Source organism: Microcoleus anatoxicus, assembly GCF_042465725.1.
In the GTDB taxonomy this organism is placed as follows: domain Bacteria; phylum Cyanobacteriota; class Cyanobacteriia; order Cyanobacteriales; family Microcoleaceae; genus Microcoleus; species Microcoleus anatoxicus.
This window is the reverse complement of record NZ_CP120853.1, coordinates 2,822,389-2,839,085: the sequence shown is the minus strand read 5'-3', so window position 1 is coordinate 2,839,085 and position 16,697 is coordinate 2,822,389. Positions and strand designations below refer to the sequence as shown.

Sequence of the window (16,697 nt, the reverse complement as noted above, 5' to 3'; positions counted from 1 at the left end):
AACAATGCCCCATGCCCAATTCCCAATTCCCACAGCATTGTGATGTGTCCTTGTTGTATGTCACAATTACTAGAGGACTATTGTGCAAGAAGATGATCAAACTGCGATTAAAGAGATACGGGAAGAAACGCGAGGCAAGCTACCGGATTGTAGCGATGAACAGTTCTACCCGCCGCGACGGCCGCCCTCTAGAAGAGCTCGGCTTTTACAACCCCAGAAATAACGAAACGAGGCTGGATGTTCCAGCGATTGTCAAGCGCCTGCAACAAGGCGCTCAGCCAACTGACACTGTGCGTGACATCCTGAGAAAAGCGAATGTATTTGAACAAGTCGGAGCCGGAGCTAACATTGAATCCAGCAACACAGCCTCCGTTAGCTAGTCCCAACTACGCTGGACTGGTGAAATTTTTAATAGGCCCTTTTTTAGAGTCCCCAGGCTCTTTGCGGGTTGATTGTGAAATCCACCCCCGTCAGTCGCGGGTCTGGGTGAGACTAGCTTTTGACGATCCAGACAAAGGACGGGTATACGGTAGGGGTGGACGTAATATTCAGGCTATTAGAACTACCCTCGAAGCGGTGGCACAGACGGCCGGCCAGTCCGTCTACTTAGACATATACGATGGTGAAGCTGGTGAAATGCGATCGCCTGCACCCAGGCCCGATCGCCCCGATCGCGGTTCTCGCGATCGAGGAGACTTCCGACCCCGAACCTCCGCACCGCCACCCACGACCTTACCTAGCAGAGCTCCCAGAGAGCAACCTCGCCGCACTAATACACCTACGTTTAGAACCAGCAGAAATACTCCAGGCTATTAACTGCTCTGTGGCGAACAAGTCTGCAACCAAATAGTTTTAGATTTTAGATTGTCTGTTGTAAACTTTTTTTTACAAATCCCGTCTGATTTTAGTTGGCCGATTGTGCGATCGGGCAAAAAATTCAAATCTAAAATATGAACGGGATTAGATAGATCTAAAATCTAAAATCTAAAATCTCACATCTAAAATCTAACATCTAAAGTTGCCTGACTTGATAGAAAGGAGATTTGATTTGTACCTCAAGCACCAAACTCATTTGGGAGCTAAATCTAAAAGACGCCTTAGATACTAGGTAAAAGCTAGTATCGGGCGCTTTTTTGTTTGCAAAATGCGACCAATCTAACTGGTAATTGTTAACTTTTAATTGCTTATTTGGAGGGAGCTTATGTTGGCATGACTGAAACACTAATCATAGAGTTGCCGAGCCCTCAAAGCGCCATGTCGCTTGCCGGCCATCAAGAACAAAATCTGAAAACTATCTCTAAGCAAACCGGCGCAAACTTAGTCATGCGTGGCCAAGAACTGCTGATTTCCGGCACAAAAAATCAAGTAGAATTGTGTCATAAATTAGTGCGATCGCTCTCCGACTTCTGGAAAGCAGGTAAAACAATTACCGGAGTGGAAATCCAGACAGCGCGCCTCGCTCTCGATACCAACCGCCAAGACGATTTACAAGACTTGCAGCGAGACGTTCTCGCCAAAACCCGCCGTGGCGAAGAAATCAGAGCCAAAACCTTCAAGCAGCGACAGTACGTCCAAGCAGTACGCACCCATGACCTGACTTTTTGCATCGGGCCAGCCGGTACTGGCAAAACATTTCTAGCAGCTATTTTCGCCATCCAAGCCCTGTTAAGCAAGCAGTATGAAAAGCTAATTTTAACTAGGCCAGCCGTAGAAGCCGGGGAAAAATTAGGCTTTTTACCGGGAGATTTGCAGCAAAAAGTCGATCCTTATTTGCGGCCGCTTTACGATGCCCTCCAAGAAATGATCGAGCCCGAAAAAATGGCCGATTTAATGGAAAGAGGGCTGATTGAAGTAGCTCCTTTAGCTTATATGCGCGGGCGCACCCTCAGTAATGCTTTCGTAATTTTAGATGAAGCTCAAAATACCACACCGGCTCAGATGAAAATGGTGTTGACTCGTCTGGGTTTTCGATCGAGAATGGTGGTTACAGGCGATATCACTCAAACCGATTTACCTCCCAATCAACAGTCGGGATTAGCAGTTGCACAAAAAATTCTCGGTAATGTTGAGGGGATTGCTTTCTGCGAATTTTCTCAGGCGGATGTGGTGCGACACCCGTTAGTGCAGCGGATTGTAGCCGCTTACGAATTACATGAAAAATAGTCATTAGTCATTGGTTATGGGTTATTGGTTATGGGTTATTGGTTATTGGTTATTGGTTATTGGTTAGCTAAACAGACGGGAATCCCCACACTATACCGCCTCGGTTAGTGTGGGATGAAAGTTTCCACAAAAAACCACATAACTAACTCATAACGAATAACCTATGGCTCTCTCGGATATTTGGTGAAAAATGTAGCAATCAATACTAAATTTCTTAATCGTGAAAGCTCAAACCCTTGATTTTGCCAACCTATAAGCATTACTTATCACCAAATATCCGAGAGAGCCAAAATGTTTAAGATTATTTTAATGATTGTTTCTGATACCTGCATAGACTAGCAGAGTCTATGGTCGATTAAGCTAGTTAATAATTATTAACAAAAGTTCAGCTTTGTAAAGATGAGAATTTATCATAACTCAGATAGAATCTTAGCAGTCTCCCTACTTCATACTTTTTTGGGTGGAAATTAGAGACAACGACTTGCTTAAAGAAATTTCAAATTCAGGGAAAATATTTTCATGACAAACAATAAAATGTTACCCAAAAGAGTCCGTGCAATTTTTTTGATCGGAGTTGTTAGTTGTTTCGCACTCTGGGGAATGCCGGCGCGATCGCAAGAAGCCGAAGCCACAGCCTCAGAGGAAGCCACAGCCTCACCTAAAGCTGAGAAAATTGAGCCTCCACCAAAAGCAGATCCCAAAGCAGCAGTTACGACTAAAGATCCTGAAATTCCAGTTGAGGAATTGCAACTGCTAGTCAAACCGCTCACTTTGGATGAACTCCAAAACGAAGCCGCAGCGTGGCAATTGTTGCTCCAACAAAAAGTCAAAGAAATTAGCGATGCCGAAATCGCCATCAAGCGTCAAAATCGCTCCATCAAAAAACAACAAGAAGTTGCAGGTTCCCTAGACGAAGCTAAGAAAGCACTAGAAGAAAGCGACAAAGCTCTCAAGAGCGCATCCCCAGACTCAGCAGAATACAAAGAAGCCACTAAAAAGGCAGAAGAAGCTAAAGAAAAACTCAAAAAAGCCCAGGAAGGGCTCAAAGAAGCAACTCAAACCAAAAAGGAACTTAAACAGGACAGTACCCTAAACGATGCCTTAAAAAAAGCGGAGAAAACAGGCGAAGTAGATCAGGCAAAACAAACCCTAGACGAAGCGAAGAAAGAGCGAGAGAAGATACCCGCCGACTCGCCGGCGTACACTGCGGCTACTGAAAAAATTGACGCGCTAGACAAGGCAATTAAAGCCTATGAGGACGCAGAAAAAGCCCAAAAAGCTATTGCCGATCCCAAATCGCCGGAATACCAGGAAGCCACCCAAAAATTAGAAGAGGCTACCGCACAAGTCAAAAAAGCGCGGGAAGCGATTAGCGGGGCTTCTACCACTGGTGGTACAGGCGCTGCGGAAAAATCTGCTCAGAAGCTCGATGAAGCCACAAGCACCCTTGAAAACACGAAAATCAAGACTGGCGGTGAAACAGGAACTGCGGGTTCGTCTGCTGCTGCTAACAGTCAAGCAAACCAAGACAAAAAAGGGCAGCTTGCAAAAACGTCAGACAAGTTGCAAGCGAATGCTAAAGATGAATCAGCATTGAAGAACCAACTGGTGGTCAATGCTACCAATCTCCAGTCTGGGCGAACAGCCGTTGTAGACCGCTTCAACGTGATTTTAGAAGAATTAGACCGCAAAGGTGGGGACTCCAAATATTACCGCAAATACATTGAAGCTATCACTAAAGCCGAAATTGATGTGAAGGATACTGAAGGTCTAGGCGTCAGAGTCCTCAGTTGGTTGAAATCAGATGAAGGTGGTTTGCGTTGGGTTAGTAATATCGGTAAATTTGTCGGTATTGTCTTGGCTTCCGCGATCGTTTCTCAAATACTAAGCTTCGTGATTAGCAAGCTGCTGAAACTTTCTAAAACCTCCAAATTGATGCGCCAATTTATCGTTGTTGTCATCAATCGAGGGGGACTTGTAGTTGGCGTACTCTTAGCTTTGACAGCACTAGAGGTTAGTCTCGCGCCTGTTTTGACTGTACTTGGGGGTGCGAGTTTTATCTTTGCCTTTGCTTTGCAAAGCAACCTCGGTAACTTTGCTAGCGGGTTGATGATCATGGTTTACAAACCCTTTGATGTCGGTGATGAAGTGAAAATCGGCTCCCTATGGGGGTGGGTAGATTCCATCAGTTTAGCCAATACCAAAATCAAAGGATTTGGGGGTCAGATGTTTACAATTCCCAACAACGCTGTTTGGAGTGACACGATAGAAAACCTCACCACCAGTGACATTCGCAAAGTTAAATTTAGCTTTCGGATTAGCTTCGATCAAGATGTGACAAATATAGAGAAAGTGCTCGTAGACATTTTCAAATCCCACCCTCAAATTTTGGAAGAGCCAGCGCCTTCAACTTTTGTGTTTGACCTAGAAGACGAATACATTAATCTGATTGCTAGCGGCTGGGCAAAAACTGACGAATTTTGGAAAGTATCAGCCGATATTCTCCGCACAATCCAAACCAGGTTTGAGCAAGAAGGGATTAAACTCGGGGCGCCCGCACAAGATATTCGGATTCTCCCTGAAAGTGATGAGAATAATTCTCTAACTCTCGATCGAGAATTCACTGAAAAACAATTGCTTCACCCAGAAACTGCAAAGCCAGCGCTCAAATAAGTGACGAATTAACTCAGAGCACTTTTTCTAGGAAAAATCATGCAGATTGCTGGGAAAGCAAGTTAATTATGGCGAGTCTACAATCTGGAGCATTTTCTGTTGTGATTTAACAATACCAAATCCGAGTTTGCCACCCTTTTTGTGATTCGGCGGTTGAAAGACACTGTTGGCGAATGTCTGAGGGCATAGGTGTCAACTTAAGCCTGAAAGCCTTGGTATCTCTAGTTCATAGCCAAGTCTAGATCCCCCTAAATCCCCCTTAAGAAGGGGGACTTTGAGAAGACTCTTGTCCCCCCCTTCTTAAGGGGGGCTCGTTCGGATCTAGATTTAATAGTCAAACAACTGTCTCTGACTGGGTTTGACCTTAAGTTGACACCAATGGTCTGAGGGGTCTCACTCCTCACTTGTGAATCCAGCGCCCGCGCAAGTTTCTCGCATAGATTTTGTAGGTTGGGTAGAGCGTCAGCGAAACCCAACACATTATTTTAAAAGACATCTCCCATAATTATTGTGGAACAGGCATCCTGCCTGTTCTTGGCTATCTTCTTAGGAGAGGTCTAAAAGAGTTGGGTTTCGCTCTCGCGTTAACCCAACCTACAAAATCTGTTGTGATTTAACAATACCAAATCCGAGTTTGCCACCCTTTTTGTGATTCGGCGGTTGAAACCGCTACTACACAAACGAAGTCTGCCGGAGCAGACTAAGGGATAAAGGAGGTGTTTAAGCCGGATTTGGTATTTTCATTGACGGACGGTAAGCTGTTGGGCATTTAAACTTAGGGGCGTAGGGTGCGTCAGTATTATCAGGTTTTCCGTTTCAGCGTAAGGGTTCTACCCGTGGCCCCCTACTAGCCTCGTTACTGGTTTAAATGGAGAACAGCTTATGTGTGGCAAAATTTCTGCCTGCTGATTCAGCAAAAGCCTAATTATACCCTGGCAACCAGCAAACCACATTGAGTCGAAATAATCGTTAAATTGAGGGCAATTGAGGGAAACCAATCCAGAAAATCGGCAAGTTCCTGCTTCCGATCTTCCACATTATCAGCAACCAGAAGTATCTGCTGACCACCACAGCTTTCGATAATAGCAGAAACATCGTCTTTATAAGGCCGTTTCGCGTGATCGATAAACACAAAATCTGGCACAGGAATCTCCTGGGGGATTTTGGAAATTGCCTCAGAAGAAGGACACACCCACTGTTTAATTCGATGGGAAATTCCCGCTAATTCAAAGTGTTTCTTAGCTTCCTCGGCCACAGCACTATCAAACTCGACAGTATGAATGATAGTTTCGCTATTTCCCAATGCTAGATAACAAGTAGAAAGACCATAACCAGTGCCTAATTCAAGGACAGTCTTGGGTTGGGATGCCATCACAAGTGCTTGCAAAATTGGGCCGGTGTCTTTGCGAATTGGATTTCGCCAAGCACTTTCCCCGTACTGTTCGCCACCGAGGACACTGATTTTCTCAATTACTGCTAAAACTTGTTGGTTCATCGGAAACTCTTGATAGGTTATTTAAGTTAAAAAGAGAAGGTTGTTCTCACTACTCCCACAACAACATCCGGGTTGCGATCGTCATGGTTGGGGGCGGTCAACCAGATTATACCAGGGGTAATAGTGATATTGTCGGTCAGTAGATGGGTGTAAAAGGCTTCGATGTGAAATCCCATGTCGCGATCGCGGCGTTGTCCTGCGGGTAAACCAATCGCTTGAGCGATCGCCCCATTGCTCGTATTGGTCAGCCGGGGCTGCACCCCAAAAACAATACCAGCTAAGTTGCCTTTTTTACCTATGTCATAAAAAGCCATAGAAAAACGATAGTCCAACACATTAGCATCTCCCTTAGTACCATTGCCCAAGGCACGAGCCTTAATCAAACCAACAGAACCGCTTAACCCCAAAGTCGGGGAGACTCGATAGGAGATTCCAGGAAGATATGCGTTGCCGACAACGGGCCCAGCCCCCACAACTTTGGCAGCGTTACTACCACTCGCCGTATCAGCCCCAAATTGAGGAGAGTAGAAGTGGATATAATTTAAAGCAAGATTGAGCTTGTTGAAAGTGAAGATCGTTCGTACAGAACCACTGTAGCCACCACTGAAGAGACCTACAGTCGGGTCGTTTGTCCGGGATTCGCTGCCGGCCGAGAAATCGACGTTCAACCAGGGAGTTGCTTTCCACTGTACGCCAATCCCTGTCTGCTGACCCGTGGGGTACAGGATCGGGTTCATTGAACCAAAGTACGATATAGATCCTGTTGTAGAGCTGGAAAATGGACTCAGGGGTGCTGAAAGTATCCGATCGCTAGAAAAGGCATTTAGAAAAACCTGTAGTTTGTCACCCACCGGGAAACTGTATTGCAAAGCGTTGAGCTTAAAACTTCCATCCCCAGATGTGTTAGTGGCAGAAAAAAGCGTTTCATCAGTTGCACCCCTCAAACGGCTTTGCGGAAATTCGGTAGCAGCGTTAAGCCGTCTTAAATTTGTGGCTTCCAGTCCGACTAACAAGTTATCTTTACCCGTGAAACTGGTATTTAAGTTGAGTCGGACTCTATAGCCGAATGCAGTGTTATTCGCCTCACTAGCATTTTTACCAAAAGCATCTCCCAGATAAGTCAACACCTGACCGTTCAGCTTTGTGGTTGTGGAGAATTGGTTGGCTTCGAGTTCAGCCGATCGAGCTTCCAGGGTATCTACGCGCCCCCGCAGAGTCGCCAATTCCGCTGCAAATTCTTCTTGCAGCCGTTGGACGGCTGCCAAGTCTTCTTTGGTAGCTAAGTTGATCGTCCCAGAGGTAATTAGCTCCCTCACCTTATCCAAGCAAGCGTTTAAACCGGCGGCAAATTCGTAGCGAGTCATAGCCCGGTTGCCGCGAAATGTGCCGTCAGGATATCCCGCGATACAACCGTACCGTTCGACTAGAGATTGTAATGCTTGAAATGCCCAATCTGTTGGCTTCACGTCGGATAGCTGGGAGACTGAGGTCACTTGGTCGATCGATGTGTTGTCCTCTGATGTTTTTTTGTCAAAGAGGGGGTTGACGGTTTTTCCCGTTGCTGGCAATATATTATCAAAGAGTGAGGTATCCTGTTGTGGAAGTTCTGCTGTTTGTCCAGAGATAGGAAGTACCTGTTCCGTCAATATGTTCTCTGGCGATGGATTGGAAACTAAGGAATTTTCCTTGGCCCTCGAAGATCCTCTGTCCTGATTTAGACTTAGATATTGATTGAAATCTTCGGCTTTCTGCGTTGGTATTTCTTGGTTAGTAGTGGTTGGGAGCAACACGCCGTTGAGGGAATTATCCCCAACCTTTTCAGCGCTAACTACTGACTCTGGGACTGCCTCTGGTTGTACATTTATTTGAGGATCGGTTTCCTCGCTGTTGGCTGGTGAAGCAGTTGGTTGTTCTGTAATTGGGGAATCGACGGTCTGGGCGATCGCTGCCGGCGTCAGTCCACTACCTAAAACAGTTAGCGTAACTACTAAAGTTTTGTAAACAAGTGTATTCATAGTTGATACTCACCCTCACATCTTAGTTTCAAAAACAATATCACAACTTCTCCACTCACTAACTTTTTATTTCGTCGTTTGTGGTGAGCAAGCAATCTCCAACCTTGATGTTTCACCCTTGGTGGGTAATTTGCTATCATAAATTCTTTTAGGCGAGTAGAACGCACAGAATAGAGAAAGAAGAAAAAGAAGAAAAAGAAGAGAAATATATGTTGTCAAAGAGGTTGGCCCAATGTGTTATATCAATTCCGGTTGTATCGGAATGATTTAACCACGAAGGCGCAAAGGACGCGAAGGAAGAGAAGAGAGAAATAATAATTCCTATGTCAACGGATTTGATACGATCAAAGAGGGCTGTTTGGTATGAGAGCAATTTGGAGTTTTTGTTTGGTTTGGGCGTTACTTTTGTGGAGTGGTGATGCGAGGGCGGGGGTTTTGGGCGATCGCCTATCGAGTTTTCCGGTTTGGGACAGCAAACCTCCTATCGCTGTAGCTAAGGGAGATTTGGTTTATCCAGACTGGATGGCTGGTAATTGGAATGTTGCGAGCACTTTGGTCGATTTAGCAGCCCCTTTAGCCCCAAATATTGTCAGTCCTGGGTTTGAGGGAAATCGACGCTATTTGCAGCAACCAGTATTATTTAAAGTACGGTTTGAACCAGAACAAAATTTGGGTTTGATTTTAAATAAAAAAGATAAGCGAACTCATGAAATTGTAGCCGATCGCACTTTCAATGGTTTCAATATCGCTAAGGCTTATTTGGGCGATGGCGCTGTACTTTCAGTCAAAGTCGATCCGACCAATCCCAACCGCCAAATTACTGTTTTGAAAGGGGAAAAGCAGCTCATTTCAATTGTGACCGGTCGGGGAACTGAGACACCAAATCCCGATCGATTTGTGTCTACAGAGATTTCTCAGCAGGTATTTCGGGGAGAGTCGGATATTTATTTAAATGAAGTGGAAACAACTACGGCTTATCGATTTGTTGGGGGCGACGACTCTGCAAGTAAAAGAATTGAAGCCGATCAGGTGACAGCGATTTATTTGTCGCCACAAGACCCGGATTATTTTGCTGCTAGGGGGCGTCCTGTCGCTTTGTACCGATATCGGTTGGAGTTGAAGCCAGCATAATCACCATAGCTTTGCATTCCCATCCACCTAGACTACATAACACACAGCAACCAATCCCTTACATAAGCCCAGCTTATAACCCTCATCAGTTTAACTGTCGTTACACCCCTTTACAAATCGTAGTGATAGCCGTAATAATAGAGACATCATCCGAACATTGACAACCAAATACAGCAATCATAAAACCATGACAACAACCTTACAACAGCGCGAAAGCGCCAACGTCTGGGAACGCTTCTGCGAATGGGTCACAAGCACAGACAACCGGATTTATATCGGTTGGTTCGGTGTCTTGATGATTCCTACCCTCTTAACTGCCACCATCTGCTACATCGTTGCCTTCATCGCAGCTCCTCCAGTGGACATCGACGGCATCCGCGAACCAGTTGCAGGTTCCTTGATGTTCGGTAACAACATCATCACAGGTGCTGTTGTTCCTTCTTCCAACGCCATTGGCTTACACTTCTACCCAATCTGGGAAGCAGCTTCCCTCGATGAGTGGTTGTACAACGGCGGCCCTTACCAGCTAGTGATTTTCCACTTCCTGATCGGTGTATTTTGCTACATGGGTCGTGAGTGGGAATTGTCCTACCGCCTAGGTATGCGTCCTTGGATTTGCGTAGCCTACTCTGCACCAGTTGCAGCAGCTACCGCAGTATTCTTGATCTACCCGATCGGTCAAGGTTCCTTCTCAGACGGTATGCCTTTGGGTATCTCCGGTACATTCAACTTCATGATCGTGTTCCAAGCTGAGCACAACATCCTGATGCACCCCTTCCATATGTTGGGAGTTGCTGGTGTCTTCGGTGGTTCTTTGTTCTCCGCCATGCACGGTTCCTTGGTAACATCTTCCTTGGTTCGTGAAACAACCGAAACCGAATCGCAAAACTACGGTTACAAATTCGGTCAAGAAGAAGAAACCTACAACATCGTTGCAGCCCACGGCTACTTCGGTCGTTTGATCTTCCAATACGCTTCCTTCAACAACAGCCGTTCCTTGCACTTCTTGTTAGGTGCATGGCCAGTTGTAGGTATCTGGTTCACAGCACTAGGTATCTCCACCATGGCTTTCAACTTGAACGGTTTCAACTTCAACCAATCGATTATCGACTCTCAAGGTCGTGTAATCAATACATGGGCTGATGTGATCAACCGGGCTAACTTGGGTATGGAAGTAATGCACGAGCGCAACGCTCACAACTTCCCACTCGACTTGGCTGCTGGCGAAACAACTCCAGTTGCATTGGTTGCTCCTTCTATCAACGGTTAATTTTTAACTTGAGATAAACAAAAAGCGCTCCTAGAAATAGGGGCGCTTTTTGTTTGGGGAAATCTGAATTTATAATTGACAATAATTAACATTTTGTAAATAATGCCAACCCATGGTTGAGATTATGCCGTGTCATAATGGGTAATCAAAGGGTATTTCAGCTTAAAATATATATTTTGGGAATTACACTATGCTGCCTTGGCGTTACCTCCCTGCCTGTACTGTTCTAGCTTTGTCCGCTTTATTCGTAACTGGTTGTCAAACTATACCTATCAACCAGAAAGTTCAGGAAAGTACCGTTTTGATTTTTGCTGCCGGAGACAAAAAGGGTAGTGGGAGTGGGTTTTTCATTCAGGGACCAAAAGAAGTTTGTGCCGTACTCACAGCCGCTCATGTAGTAGTTAGCGATGATTTAAAGTTAAGAACCTATGACGATAAAATTTGGTCTGCTGCCAATTTTCAACGAATCGGCGAAAACCTGGATTTGGCAGTGGTGACATTCAAGGCAGAAGGCGACAAAGGATGCACCTATAAACCTCTCAGTTTTGCTGACTCGGACAAAGTAAGGGTAGAAGATGTCATTAACGTGGGAGGGTTTCCGGCTCCGGCGGATAGTAAACCATCTAATTTAGTATTCCAGTTTGTTCCTGGCAATGTAACAGCAAAAGCTGCTAAAGTATTAGGCTACGGCATTTCTTACAATGCTCAGACTATCGGTGGCACTAGCGGTGGTCCAGTGGTGAACAAGGAGGGTCTAGTGATTGCAGTGCACGGTTTGACTGATGTAGAAGTGCGTTCACTTAGCGATCGCCAACAAGCGAGTGTGACTGGAAAAGGTGATGAAGCTTCAGGGAAGCAAATTGGTAATACCGGGTTAAAGTGGGGTATCCCGATCAACAGCTATCCCAAAGATTTCAATATATCTAGTCAACCCGATGTTTTGCAAAATGCCAGAAAGTGGTTTAGTTTTGGCGAAGGTTCTTACACTCGCTCTGATTATGAAGGTGCGGTAGCTGCCTATGAAGAAGCAATCAAAATTAAGGCTGATTACGCTGAAGCTTTTTATAAAAAAGGTCAAGCCCAAGTGATGTTAAAGAACCACGAAGATGCTATTAAATCCTTCGATAGAGCAATTAAAATTAAGCCAGACTACGCTGATGCTTGGAGTAACAAAAGCTCAGCGTTATACACACTAGAAAGATACGATCAGGCATTGAAATCTATAGATCAAGTTACCAAATTACAACCTAATGATGCTTTGGCTTGGATTAATCGAGCTGATATACTAAATAAATTGGAACGGTATAAAGATGCTATCGACTCTTACGATCAAGCGATAAAATCAGAACCCAACTACGATGAACACTGGTATAAAAAAGGTCGGGCGCTAGAGAAAATAAGTCGGACGCAAGAGGCTTTTGAAGCCTACGATAAAGCCACTAAGCTCGATCCTACTGACCGTATTAATTGGTTATTTCGAGGCAATGTTGCTTATAACTTGAGTCTATATCAAGAAGCTTTTCAATCTTACGACCAATTTACTAAACTCAATTCAAACGATGCTGATTCTTGGAATAAGAGAGGGAATTCATTAATGCAATTGAAAGAGTATGAAAAAGCTCGAGAATCTTATGAAAAATCGACAAAAATTGAGGATAACTTTTACGATGCCTGGACTGGTAAATGTTGGGCCCTAAACGAATTAAAACAGCATGAAAATGCACTGATAGCTTGCGAAAAGGCAATCAAAATTGACTCAAAAACTGCTGGTGCATTCTATTTGAAAGGGGTAGCGTTAGAGGGATTAGCATATTATAACGATGCTCTACAGTATTATGAGAAAGCCCTAAAAATTTCACCTGGCTGGCAATTAGCCATAGATGGGCGAAACCGGGTAAATAGCAAGTTAGCTCAACCACCGCAATAGTCCCAGAACGCAATAGTCTTGAAGGCACAACTAATAGACCTCTCCAATAATTATTGTGCAGCAGGCATCCTGTCTGCCATTCACTGGCTTTTCTGGAGATGTCTATGAGCAATTTATTCCGAGTATTTGTGGAAAAAATTTTAGTAAACTGTATTACTTCTTGACCGTTGAAGGTATTGTGCTATCCTCTTTTGCTAAATAGGGCTGTAAATTAATAGATACCGCCTCCGATGGAGAAATACTCGGAAGCCGACCGCCATCACTATTTTCGGGGTAACCATCAGTTCCTGGCTTTAGATTACCCAGCACTTCATCAAGAGCTTTATAAGGGTCTTGTTTGTCAGGTCTTAGGGTCAACAGCAAACTACAGTTATCAGTTTTCTTTGTTCTGGCACAAATAACCCATTGACCGGGCGTGTTATCATCACGGCGATAGTCCAAGGCTGTCAGACCATCTTTTCGATAATCTTCCATCCGATCAGCAATGGCTTGACACCGTTTTGCAGGTTGCCATTTATCGGCATCTAAGCTTGTTATTATCTTCAGCCAAGGTTTCTCACCTTGCTCATTACGATAAATTACCTTCCAAACATCCCCCTCGTCCTTCGGTGCAGCACAATAAAAGCGATCGTTCCAGCCCAATATAGGAGGGCGCCAGCCAGTATATATGGTGTAGCCCAAGCTGGCGATGCCCACTGCACAAGCAGTTATATTGATAACTAGATTTCTTTTTAGAAAAGATTCTTTATGTGACATTAAAGCAGCTTGATGTCTTGATAATTCTAAGATAGCATATCTGCCCAGTGTAAAGCACGCCCGATCGCACTTTCATTAAAAAGCCAGTTTCTGAAATAACTCCGCAATCACCAGAGTAAACTCAGCGACGATATCTTCGCCATCTAGGGAATCAGTAGACTTAAGCAGGCGATCAGGTTCTTGGGACGATCGAGGGAATTACGAGCTCGATCAATTATCGTAGATGACACACCCTACATTTGTTGGTAATCAAATAGCGATCGCCCCTCCCCTACTATCCCCAGTAGCAGAAGAAGGGTGATCGCACCTCATTAACACCTGATTTTAGACTGCTACTCTCGCCCAACCCAGTATTGTGTTCTACGCTTGTGATGTGCAACCGCTAAAATGCGAATCAGATCGCCTTCTAAAATACGATAAAGCAGAGAGTAGGAGAACTTTGGTAAAATCACCCGACGAACAGAACTTCTAACCTTTGAACCAGCTTCAGGATATAGCATGAGGAAGTTTACTGCGTCTTCTACTTCTTCCAAAAACTCTAGCCCAAGCCCAGGTTTTTGTTCTTCATGATAGGCAGTGGCATCAATTAATTCTTGTTCGGCTAGTGGATGAAATATCACGTTTTTCATTACAGAAGCCCGCGAATTTTCTTAAACACTTGTTCAGCCGGAATCCCAGTAACTTGGCCGCCATCCATTTCTCGATCGCGCCTTTGGGCTTCTTCGACCCAGACAGATGCCACTTCTGGATCGATTTCACTACTTTGTCCCAAGTGCTTTAGGAGTCGCGATAGCAAGATTGCTTGAGAATCCCTTGGCAATGCCATAACCTCAGCTTCAAGATTTTCAATGGTCATAATATTTAAGGATTTTATGATACATTAATTCTATCATACTTTGGATTGGGCATATTACGCCTAACTCTGCCTGTTGCAGTAGTTTGTGCTAGTGCGCCATTAGCAAGACAGTAATATCCAATAACCACTTTGCCAGCGCAGACAACGTAAGTCCTTGAAGCGCCCTCCAACTCATTTTTTAAAGCACGACGTTTTAACCATTCATTTAACTCATTGTTATCTGAATTAAAGCTGTCAATTTGATGTGATGAATTCAGCTTTTCGGGAGGAGAAAGCTGCTGTCTATCTTGTTCTAATCCCAGGGAGATTGAGTTGTTAGTAATGTCTGTAGCTTTTCATTTTCCATAGGTTGAGCATCTAGCAATGCCACAAATTCATTAAATTTAACTTCATCTAACCCAAAAAAACATCGGTCTAAAAGAACATCTTGGGCTTTTTGATAAGCTGAATCCACCATGAACTCTGAGGGACTTTTTCCTTGTATTTGAGCCGCGCGATCGATTAAATCGCTTTGAGGTTGATTCATTCGGATATTGATTATCAGATCGCACCTTTGGGCCTCCTCACCCCCGATCGACCCAACTTCTCGATCTATTTCACCACGCCACAAGTGTTCTATAAGTCGCGATAGTAGTGCTGCTTGAGAGTCCTTTGGAAGTGCAAGAACCTCAGCTTCAAGATTTTCAATTGTCATAGTATTTAATAAGTTTTTGATACATTAACTCTATCATACTTTGGGATGAAGAACTATAGCCCGATCGCCCAATTAATTAAAACGCCAGTTTTTGAAATAACTCCGCAACCGGAAGAGTAAAGCCGGAGACGATTTCTTCGCCATCGAGGGAATCAGCGGACTTGAGCAGGCGATCGGGCTCTTGGGACGATCGATACACCAACACATACTTTTCTTTAGGGTTAATCACCCAAACTAAACGCGATCCATTCTCAAAATATTCTACGAGTTTGTCGTGAATTTCTGCCACTGTATTGCTAGGAGAAAGGATTTCTACGGCAAGATCCGGCGCACCTTCTAAAAAGCCATCGGGTAGTTCTTCTAACCCTTGCAAGCGTTCTTTTGCCATGAATGAAACATCTGGCGATCGCTTGTTTCCTGATTTCATCTTGAAAGCAGTGCTGGAATCGAACATCGCGCCTAGCTTTTGAATGTGGACATAACCACCGAGCAAAATCATCAATATACTGCAAACATAACCGTGTTTTGCACCCGAATTTCCCATGTCAATTAGTTCTCCATTTACAATTTCGTAGCGGTGTCCATCTCGGTTGAGTGCCATGAATTCAGCATCAGTCCAGACTTTTTCCTCTGCTGGGGTTTCAAGTTGGTTTTGCCCTGGATGTTGAATTAGAGTAACCATAGCTTTCTCCTAAACTTATATTTTTAGTTAAACATGATTCATTTCAAACTTGAAAAAATCGCCCTTAAAGACTAATCCGGCGGTAGACTTCAGCCATCGGAAGCTCTATATTCAAGCTGTGCAGGACGATCGCCCGATCGATCCCATCGTACACTTGCCATTGCCAGCGATCGCTAGTTTGGCGATCGAGATTGTGATATTGCTCAATATATGGTTCAGTTTGACTCACCAGCAGATATTCACAGAAACTAGCAATAGAGCGATATTTTCGGAACTTTTCACCGCGATCGTAGGCTTCCGTAGATGGCGAAAGAATTTCCACAATCAATAAAGGGTTGAGAATTTCATCCGTGCGATCGCCATTGAGCTCCGGTTCGCCATCAATTACCGTAACATCGGGATAAGTGCCGTGATTGAAGCTAGGAATCCAAATTCGTAAATCGCCGTTATAGGTTTGAAAATTGGTGTCTCGGAGAGCCACGTTGAGAAAAGTCGTAGTATCTACGGCAATACGGCTGTGAGCGGGGGAACCTCCTGACATAGCGATAATCTCTCCGTTACAATATTCGTGACGTTCTTGGGCAGTTTCCTCGATCGCCCGGTATTCATCTAGAGTGAAGCGAGTCTTTGTCGCGTCGGTCAGATTTGGTGGGTTGGTTTGAGTAATAACCACGATCGCACCTCCTAAATAATTAGACTTTAAATAATTATGGCTTACAGCTAGATAATTGTCTCAACCCAGAAGCGATCGGATTTGTAGAAATTTATCTTTCATCAATTTTACCCGATCGCCTATTCATTATTGAGGGCGAAACCCTTGCACAAAATTCGTCTCTCATTTGTTCCTATAAAACTGTATTGTAAAGCCTTAATTTAACCGCAGCAGCATTTATCTGCGTCGAGGCAAAGAAACCGGGTTTCTTCCTAAATTTCGATGAGGATGCGTAAATTATCGCAGAAACCCGGTTTCTAACTCCCCACAAACTCCAAGAAACCTGGTTTCTGCGACAATCTCGGAATTCCACCAAAACTTAG

General features: G+C 44.4%; 15 protein-coding genes. 7 read left to right on the top strand and 8 right to left on the bottom strand.

Annotated elements, in window-relative coordinates:
• Positions 1 to 92 precede the first annotated feature (92 nt).
• From rpsP to P2A85_RS12350, 4 genes are all read left to right on the top strand, one after another.
• Positions 93 to 380 (top strand): 30S ribosomal protein S16, encoded by a 288-nt coding sequence (gene rpsP, locus P2A85_RS12365; protein WP_340521923.1) that lies wholly within the window; start codon positions 93 to 95, stop codon positions 378 to 380.
• Positions 316 to 816 carry a KH domain-containing protein gene (locus P2A85_RS12360; protein WP_341736882.1) on the top strand — a complete coding sequence of 167 codons (501 nt, stop codon included), beginning with the start codon at positions 316 to 318 and terminating at the stop codon, positions 814 to 816. The genes rpsP and P2A85_RS12360 overlap by 65 nt, the downstream gene beginning before the upstream one ends.
• A 393-nt stretch (positions 817 to 1,209) precedes the next feature.
• Positions 1,210 to 2,163, top strand: coding sequence for a PhoH family protein (locus tag P2A85_RS12355; protein ID WP_377480344.1), 954 nt, complete (start codon positions 1,210 to 1,212; stop codon positions 2,161 to 2,163).
• A gap of 519 nt (positions 2,164 to 2,682) precedes the next feature.
• Complete coding sequence (locus tag P2A85_RS12350; protein ID WP_377480341.1) at positions 2,683 to 4,836, top strand: mechanosensitive ion channel domain-containing protein; 2,154 nt, start codon at positions 2,683 to 2,685, stop codon at positions 4,834 to 4,836.
• 925 nt (positions 4,837 to 5,761) lie between these two features.
• On the opposite strand, the gene P2A85_RS12345 is transcribed toward P2A85_RS12350, so the two are convergent.
• Both P2A85_RS12345 and P2A85_RS12340 read right to left on the bottom strand, forming a co-directional pair.
• Positions 5,762 to 6,331: an O-methyltransferase gene (locus tag P2A85_RS12345; protein WP_377480338.1), complete on the bottom strand. Its 570-nt coding sequence runs from the start codon at positions 6,329 to 6,331 to the stop codon at positions 5,762 to 5,764.
• 26 nt (positions 6,332 to 6,357) lie between these two features.
• Positions 6,358 to 8,346, bottom strand: a complete 1,989-nt coding sequence (locus P2A85_RS12340) for an iron uptake porin (RefSeq protein WP_377480335.1) — start codon at positions 8,344 to 8,346, stop codon at positions 6,358 to 6,360.
• 363 nt (positions 8,347 to 8,709) lie between these two features.
• Here P2A85_RS12340 and P2A85_RS12335 point away from each other — a divergent pair, with 363 nt between their 5' ends.
• The 3 genes from P2A85_RS12335 (at position 8,710) to P2A85_RS12325 (ending at position 12,674) form a co-directional block, all read left to right on the top strand.
• The gene (locus tag P2A85_RS12335; protein ID WP_377480332.1) at positions 8,710 to 9,477 is read left to right on the top strand and encodes a DUF6816 family protein; all 768 of its coding nucleotides are present in this window, start codon (positions 8,710 to 8,712) and stop codon (positions 9,475 to 9,477) included.
• Between the two features lie 187 nt (positions 9,478 to 9,664).
• On the top strand, positions 9,665 to 10,747 hold the full coding sequence (gene psbA / locus P2A85_RS12330) for a photosystem II q(b) protein (RefSeq protein ID WP_377473574.1): 1,083 nt from the start codon (positions 9,665 to 9,667) through the stop codon (positions 10,745 to 10,747).
• Between the two features lie 190 nt (positions 10,748 to 10,937).
• The gene (locus P2A85_RS12325; protein WP_377480329.1) at positions 10,938 to 12,674 is read left to right on the top strand and encodes a tetratricopeptide repeat protein; all 1,737 of its coding nucleotides are present in this window, start codon (positions 10,938 to 10,940) and stop codon (positions 12,672 to 12,674) included.
• Between the two features lie 153 nt (positions 12,675 to 12,827).
• Here P2A85_RS12325 and P2A85_RS12320 read toward each other — a convergent pair whose 3' ends face one another.
• The 6 genes from P2A85_RS12320 to P2A85_RS12295 form a co-directional block, all read right to left on the bottom strand.
• The gene (locus P2A85_RS12320; RefSeq protein WP_377480325.1) at positions 12,828 to 13,430 is read right to left on the bottom strand and encodes a COP23 domain-containing protein; all 603 of its coding nucleotides are present in this window, start codon (positions 13,428 to 13,430) and stop codon (positions 12,828 to 12,830) included.
• A 332-nt stretch (positions 13,431 to 13,762) separates the two neighbouring features.
• Entirely contained in the window at positions 13,763 to 14,059 is a 297-nt protein-coding gene (locus tag P2A85_RS12315) for a type II toxin-antitoxin system RelE/ParE family toxin (RefSeq protein WP_377480322.1), read from the bottom strand.
• Positions 14,059 to 14,286 (bottom strand): addiction module protein, encoded by a 228-nt coding sequence (locus P2A85_RS12310; protein WP_377480319.1) that lies wholly within the window; start codon positions 14,284 to 14,286, stop codon positions 14,059 to 14,061. Before P2A85_RS12310 ends, P2A85_RS12315 begins: the two co-directional genes overlap by 1 nt.
• A 292-nt stretch (positions 14,287 to 14,578) precedes the next feature.
• Positions 14,579 to 14,980 (bottom strand): DUF1778 domain-containing protein, encoded by a 402-nt coding sequence (locus P2A85_RS12305; RefSeq protein WP_377480316.1) that lies wholly within the window; start codon positions 14,978 to 14,980, stop codon positions 14,579 to 14,581.
• A gap of 76 nt (positions 14,981 to 15,056) precedes the next feature.
• Positions 15,057 to 15,662, bottom strand: a complete 606-nt coding sequence (locus P2A85_RS12300; RefSeq protein ID WP_377480313.1) for a Uma2 family endonuclease — start codon at positions 15,660 to 15,662, stop codon at positions 15,057 to 15,059.
• Between the two features lie 64 nt (positions 15,663 to 15,726).
• On the bottom strand, positions 15,727 to 16,335 hold the full coding sequence (locus P2A85_RS12295; RefSeq protein ID WP_377480311.1) for a Uma2 family endonuclease: 609 nt from the start codon (positions 16,333 to 16,335) through the stop codon (positions 15,727 to 15,729).
• Positions 16,336 to 16,697 lie beyond the last annotated feature (362 nt).

Coding starts and splice junctions, on each gene's coding strand:
- rpsP (WP_340521923.1), top strand. CDS start 93: ATGATCAAACTGCGATTAAAGAGATACGGGAAGAAACGCGAGGCAAGC.
- P2A85_RS12360 (WP_341736882.1), top strand. CDS start 316: ATGTATTTGAACAAGTCGGAGCCGGAGCTAACATTGAATCCAGCAACA.
- P2A85_RS12355 (WP_377480344.1), top strand. CDS start 1,210: ATGACTGAAACACTAATCATAGAGTTGCCGAGCCCTCAAAGCGCCATG.
- P2A85_RS12350 (WP_377480341.1), top strand. CDS start 2,683: ATGACAAACAATAAAATGTTACCCAAAAGAGTCCGTGCAATTTTTTTG.
- P2A85_RS12345 (WP_377480338.1), bottom strand. CDS start 6,331: ATGAACCAACAAGTTTTAGCAGTAATTGAGAAAATCAGTGTCCTCGGT.
- P2A85_RS12340 (WP_377480335.1), bottom strand. CDS start 8,346: ATGAATACACTTGTTTACAAAACTTTAGTAGTTACGCTAACTGTTTTA.
- P2A85_RS12335 (WP_377480332.1), top strand. CDS start 8,710: ATGAGAGCAATTTGGAGTTTTTGTTTGGTTTGGGCGTTACTTTTGTGG.
- psbA (WP_377473574.1), top strand. CDS start 9,665: ATGACAACAACCTTACAACAGCGCGAAAGCGCCAACGTCTGGGAACGC.
- P2A85_RS12325 (WP_377480329.1), top strand. CDS start 10,938: ATGCTGCCTTGGCGTTACCTCCCTGCCTGTACTGTTCTAGCTTTGTCC.
- P2A85_RS12320 (WP_377480325.1), bottom strand. CDS start 13,430: ATGTCACATAAAGAATCTTTTCTAAAAAGAAATCTAGTTATCAATATA.
- P2A85_RS12315 (WP_377480322.1), bottom strand. CDS start 14,059: ATGAAAAACGTGATATTTCATCCACTAGCCGAACAAGAATTAATTGAT.
- P2A85_RS12310 (WP_377480319.1), bottom strand. CDS start 14,286: ATGACCATTGAAAATCTTGAAGCTGAGGTTATGGCATTGCCAAGGGAT.
- P2A85_RS12305 (WP_377480316.1), bottom strand. CDS start 14,980: ATGACAATTGAAAATCTTGAAGCTGAGGTTCTTGCACTTCCAAAGGAC.
- P2A85_RS12300 (WP_377480313.1), bottom strand. CDS start 15,662: ATGGTTACTCTAATTCAACATCCAGGGCAAAACCAACTTGAAACCCCA.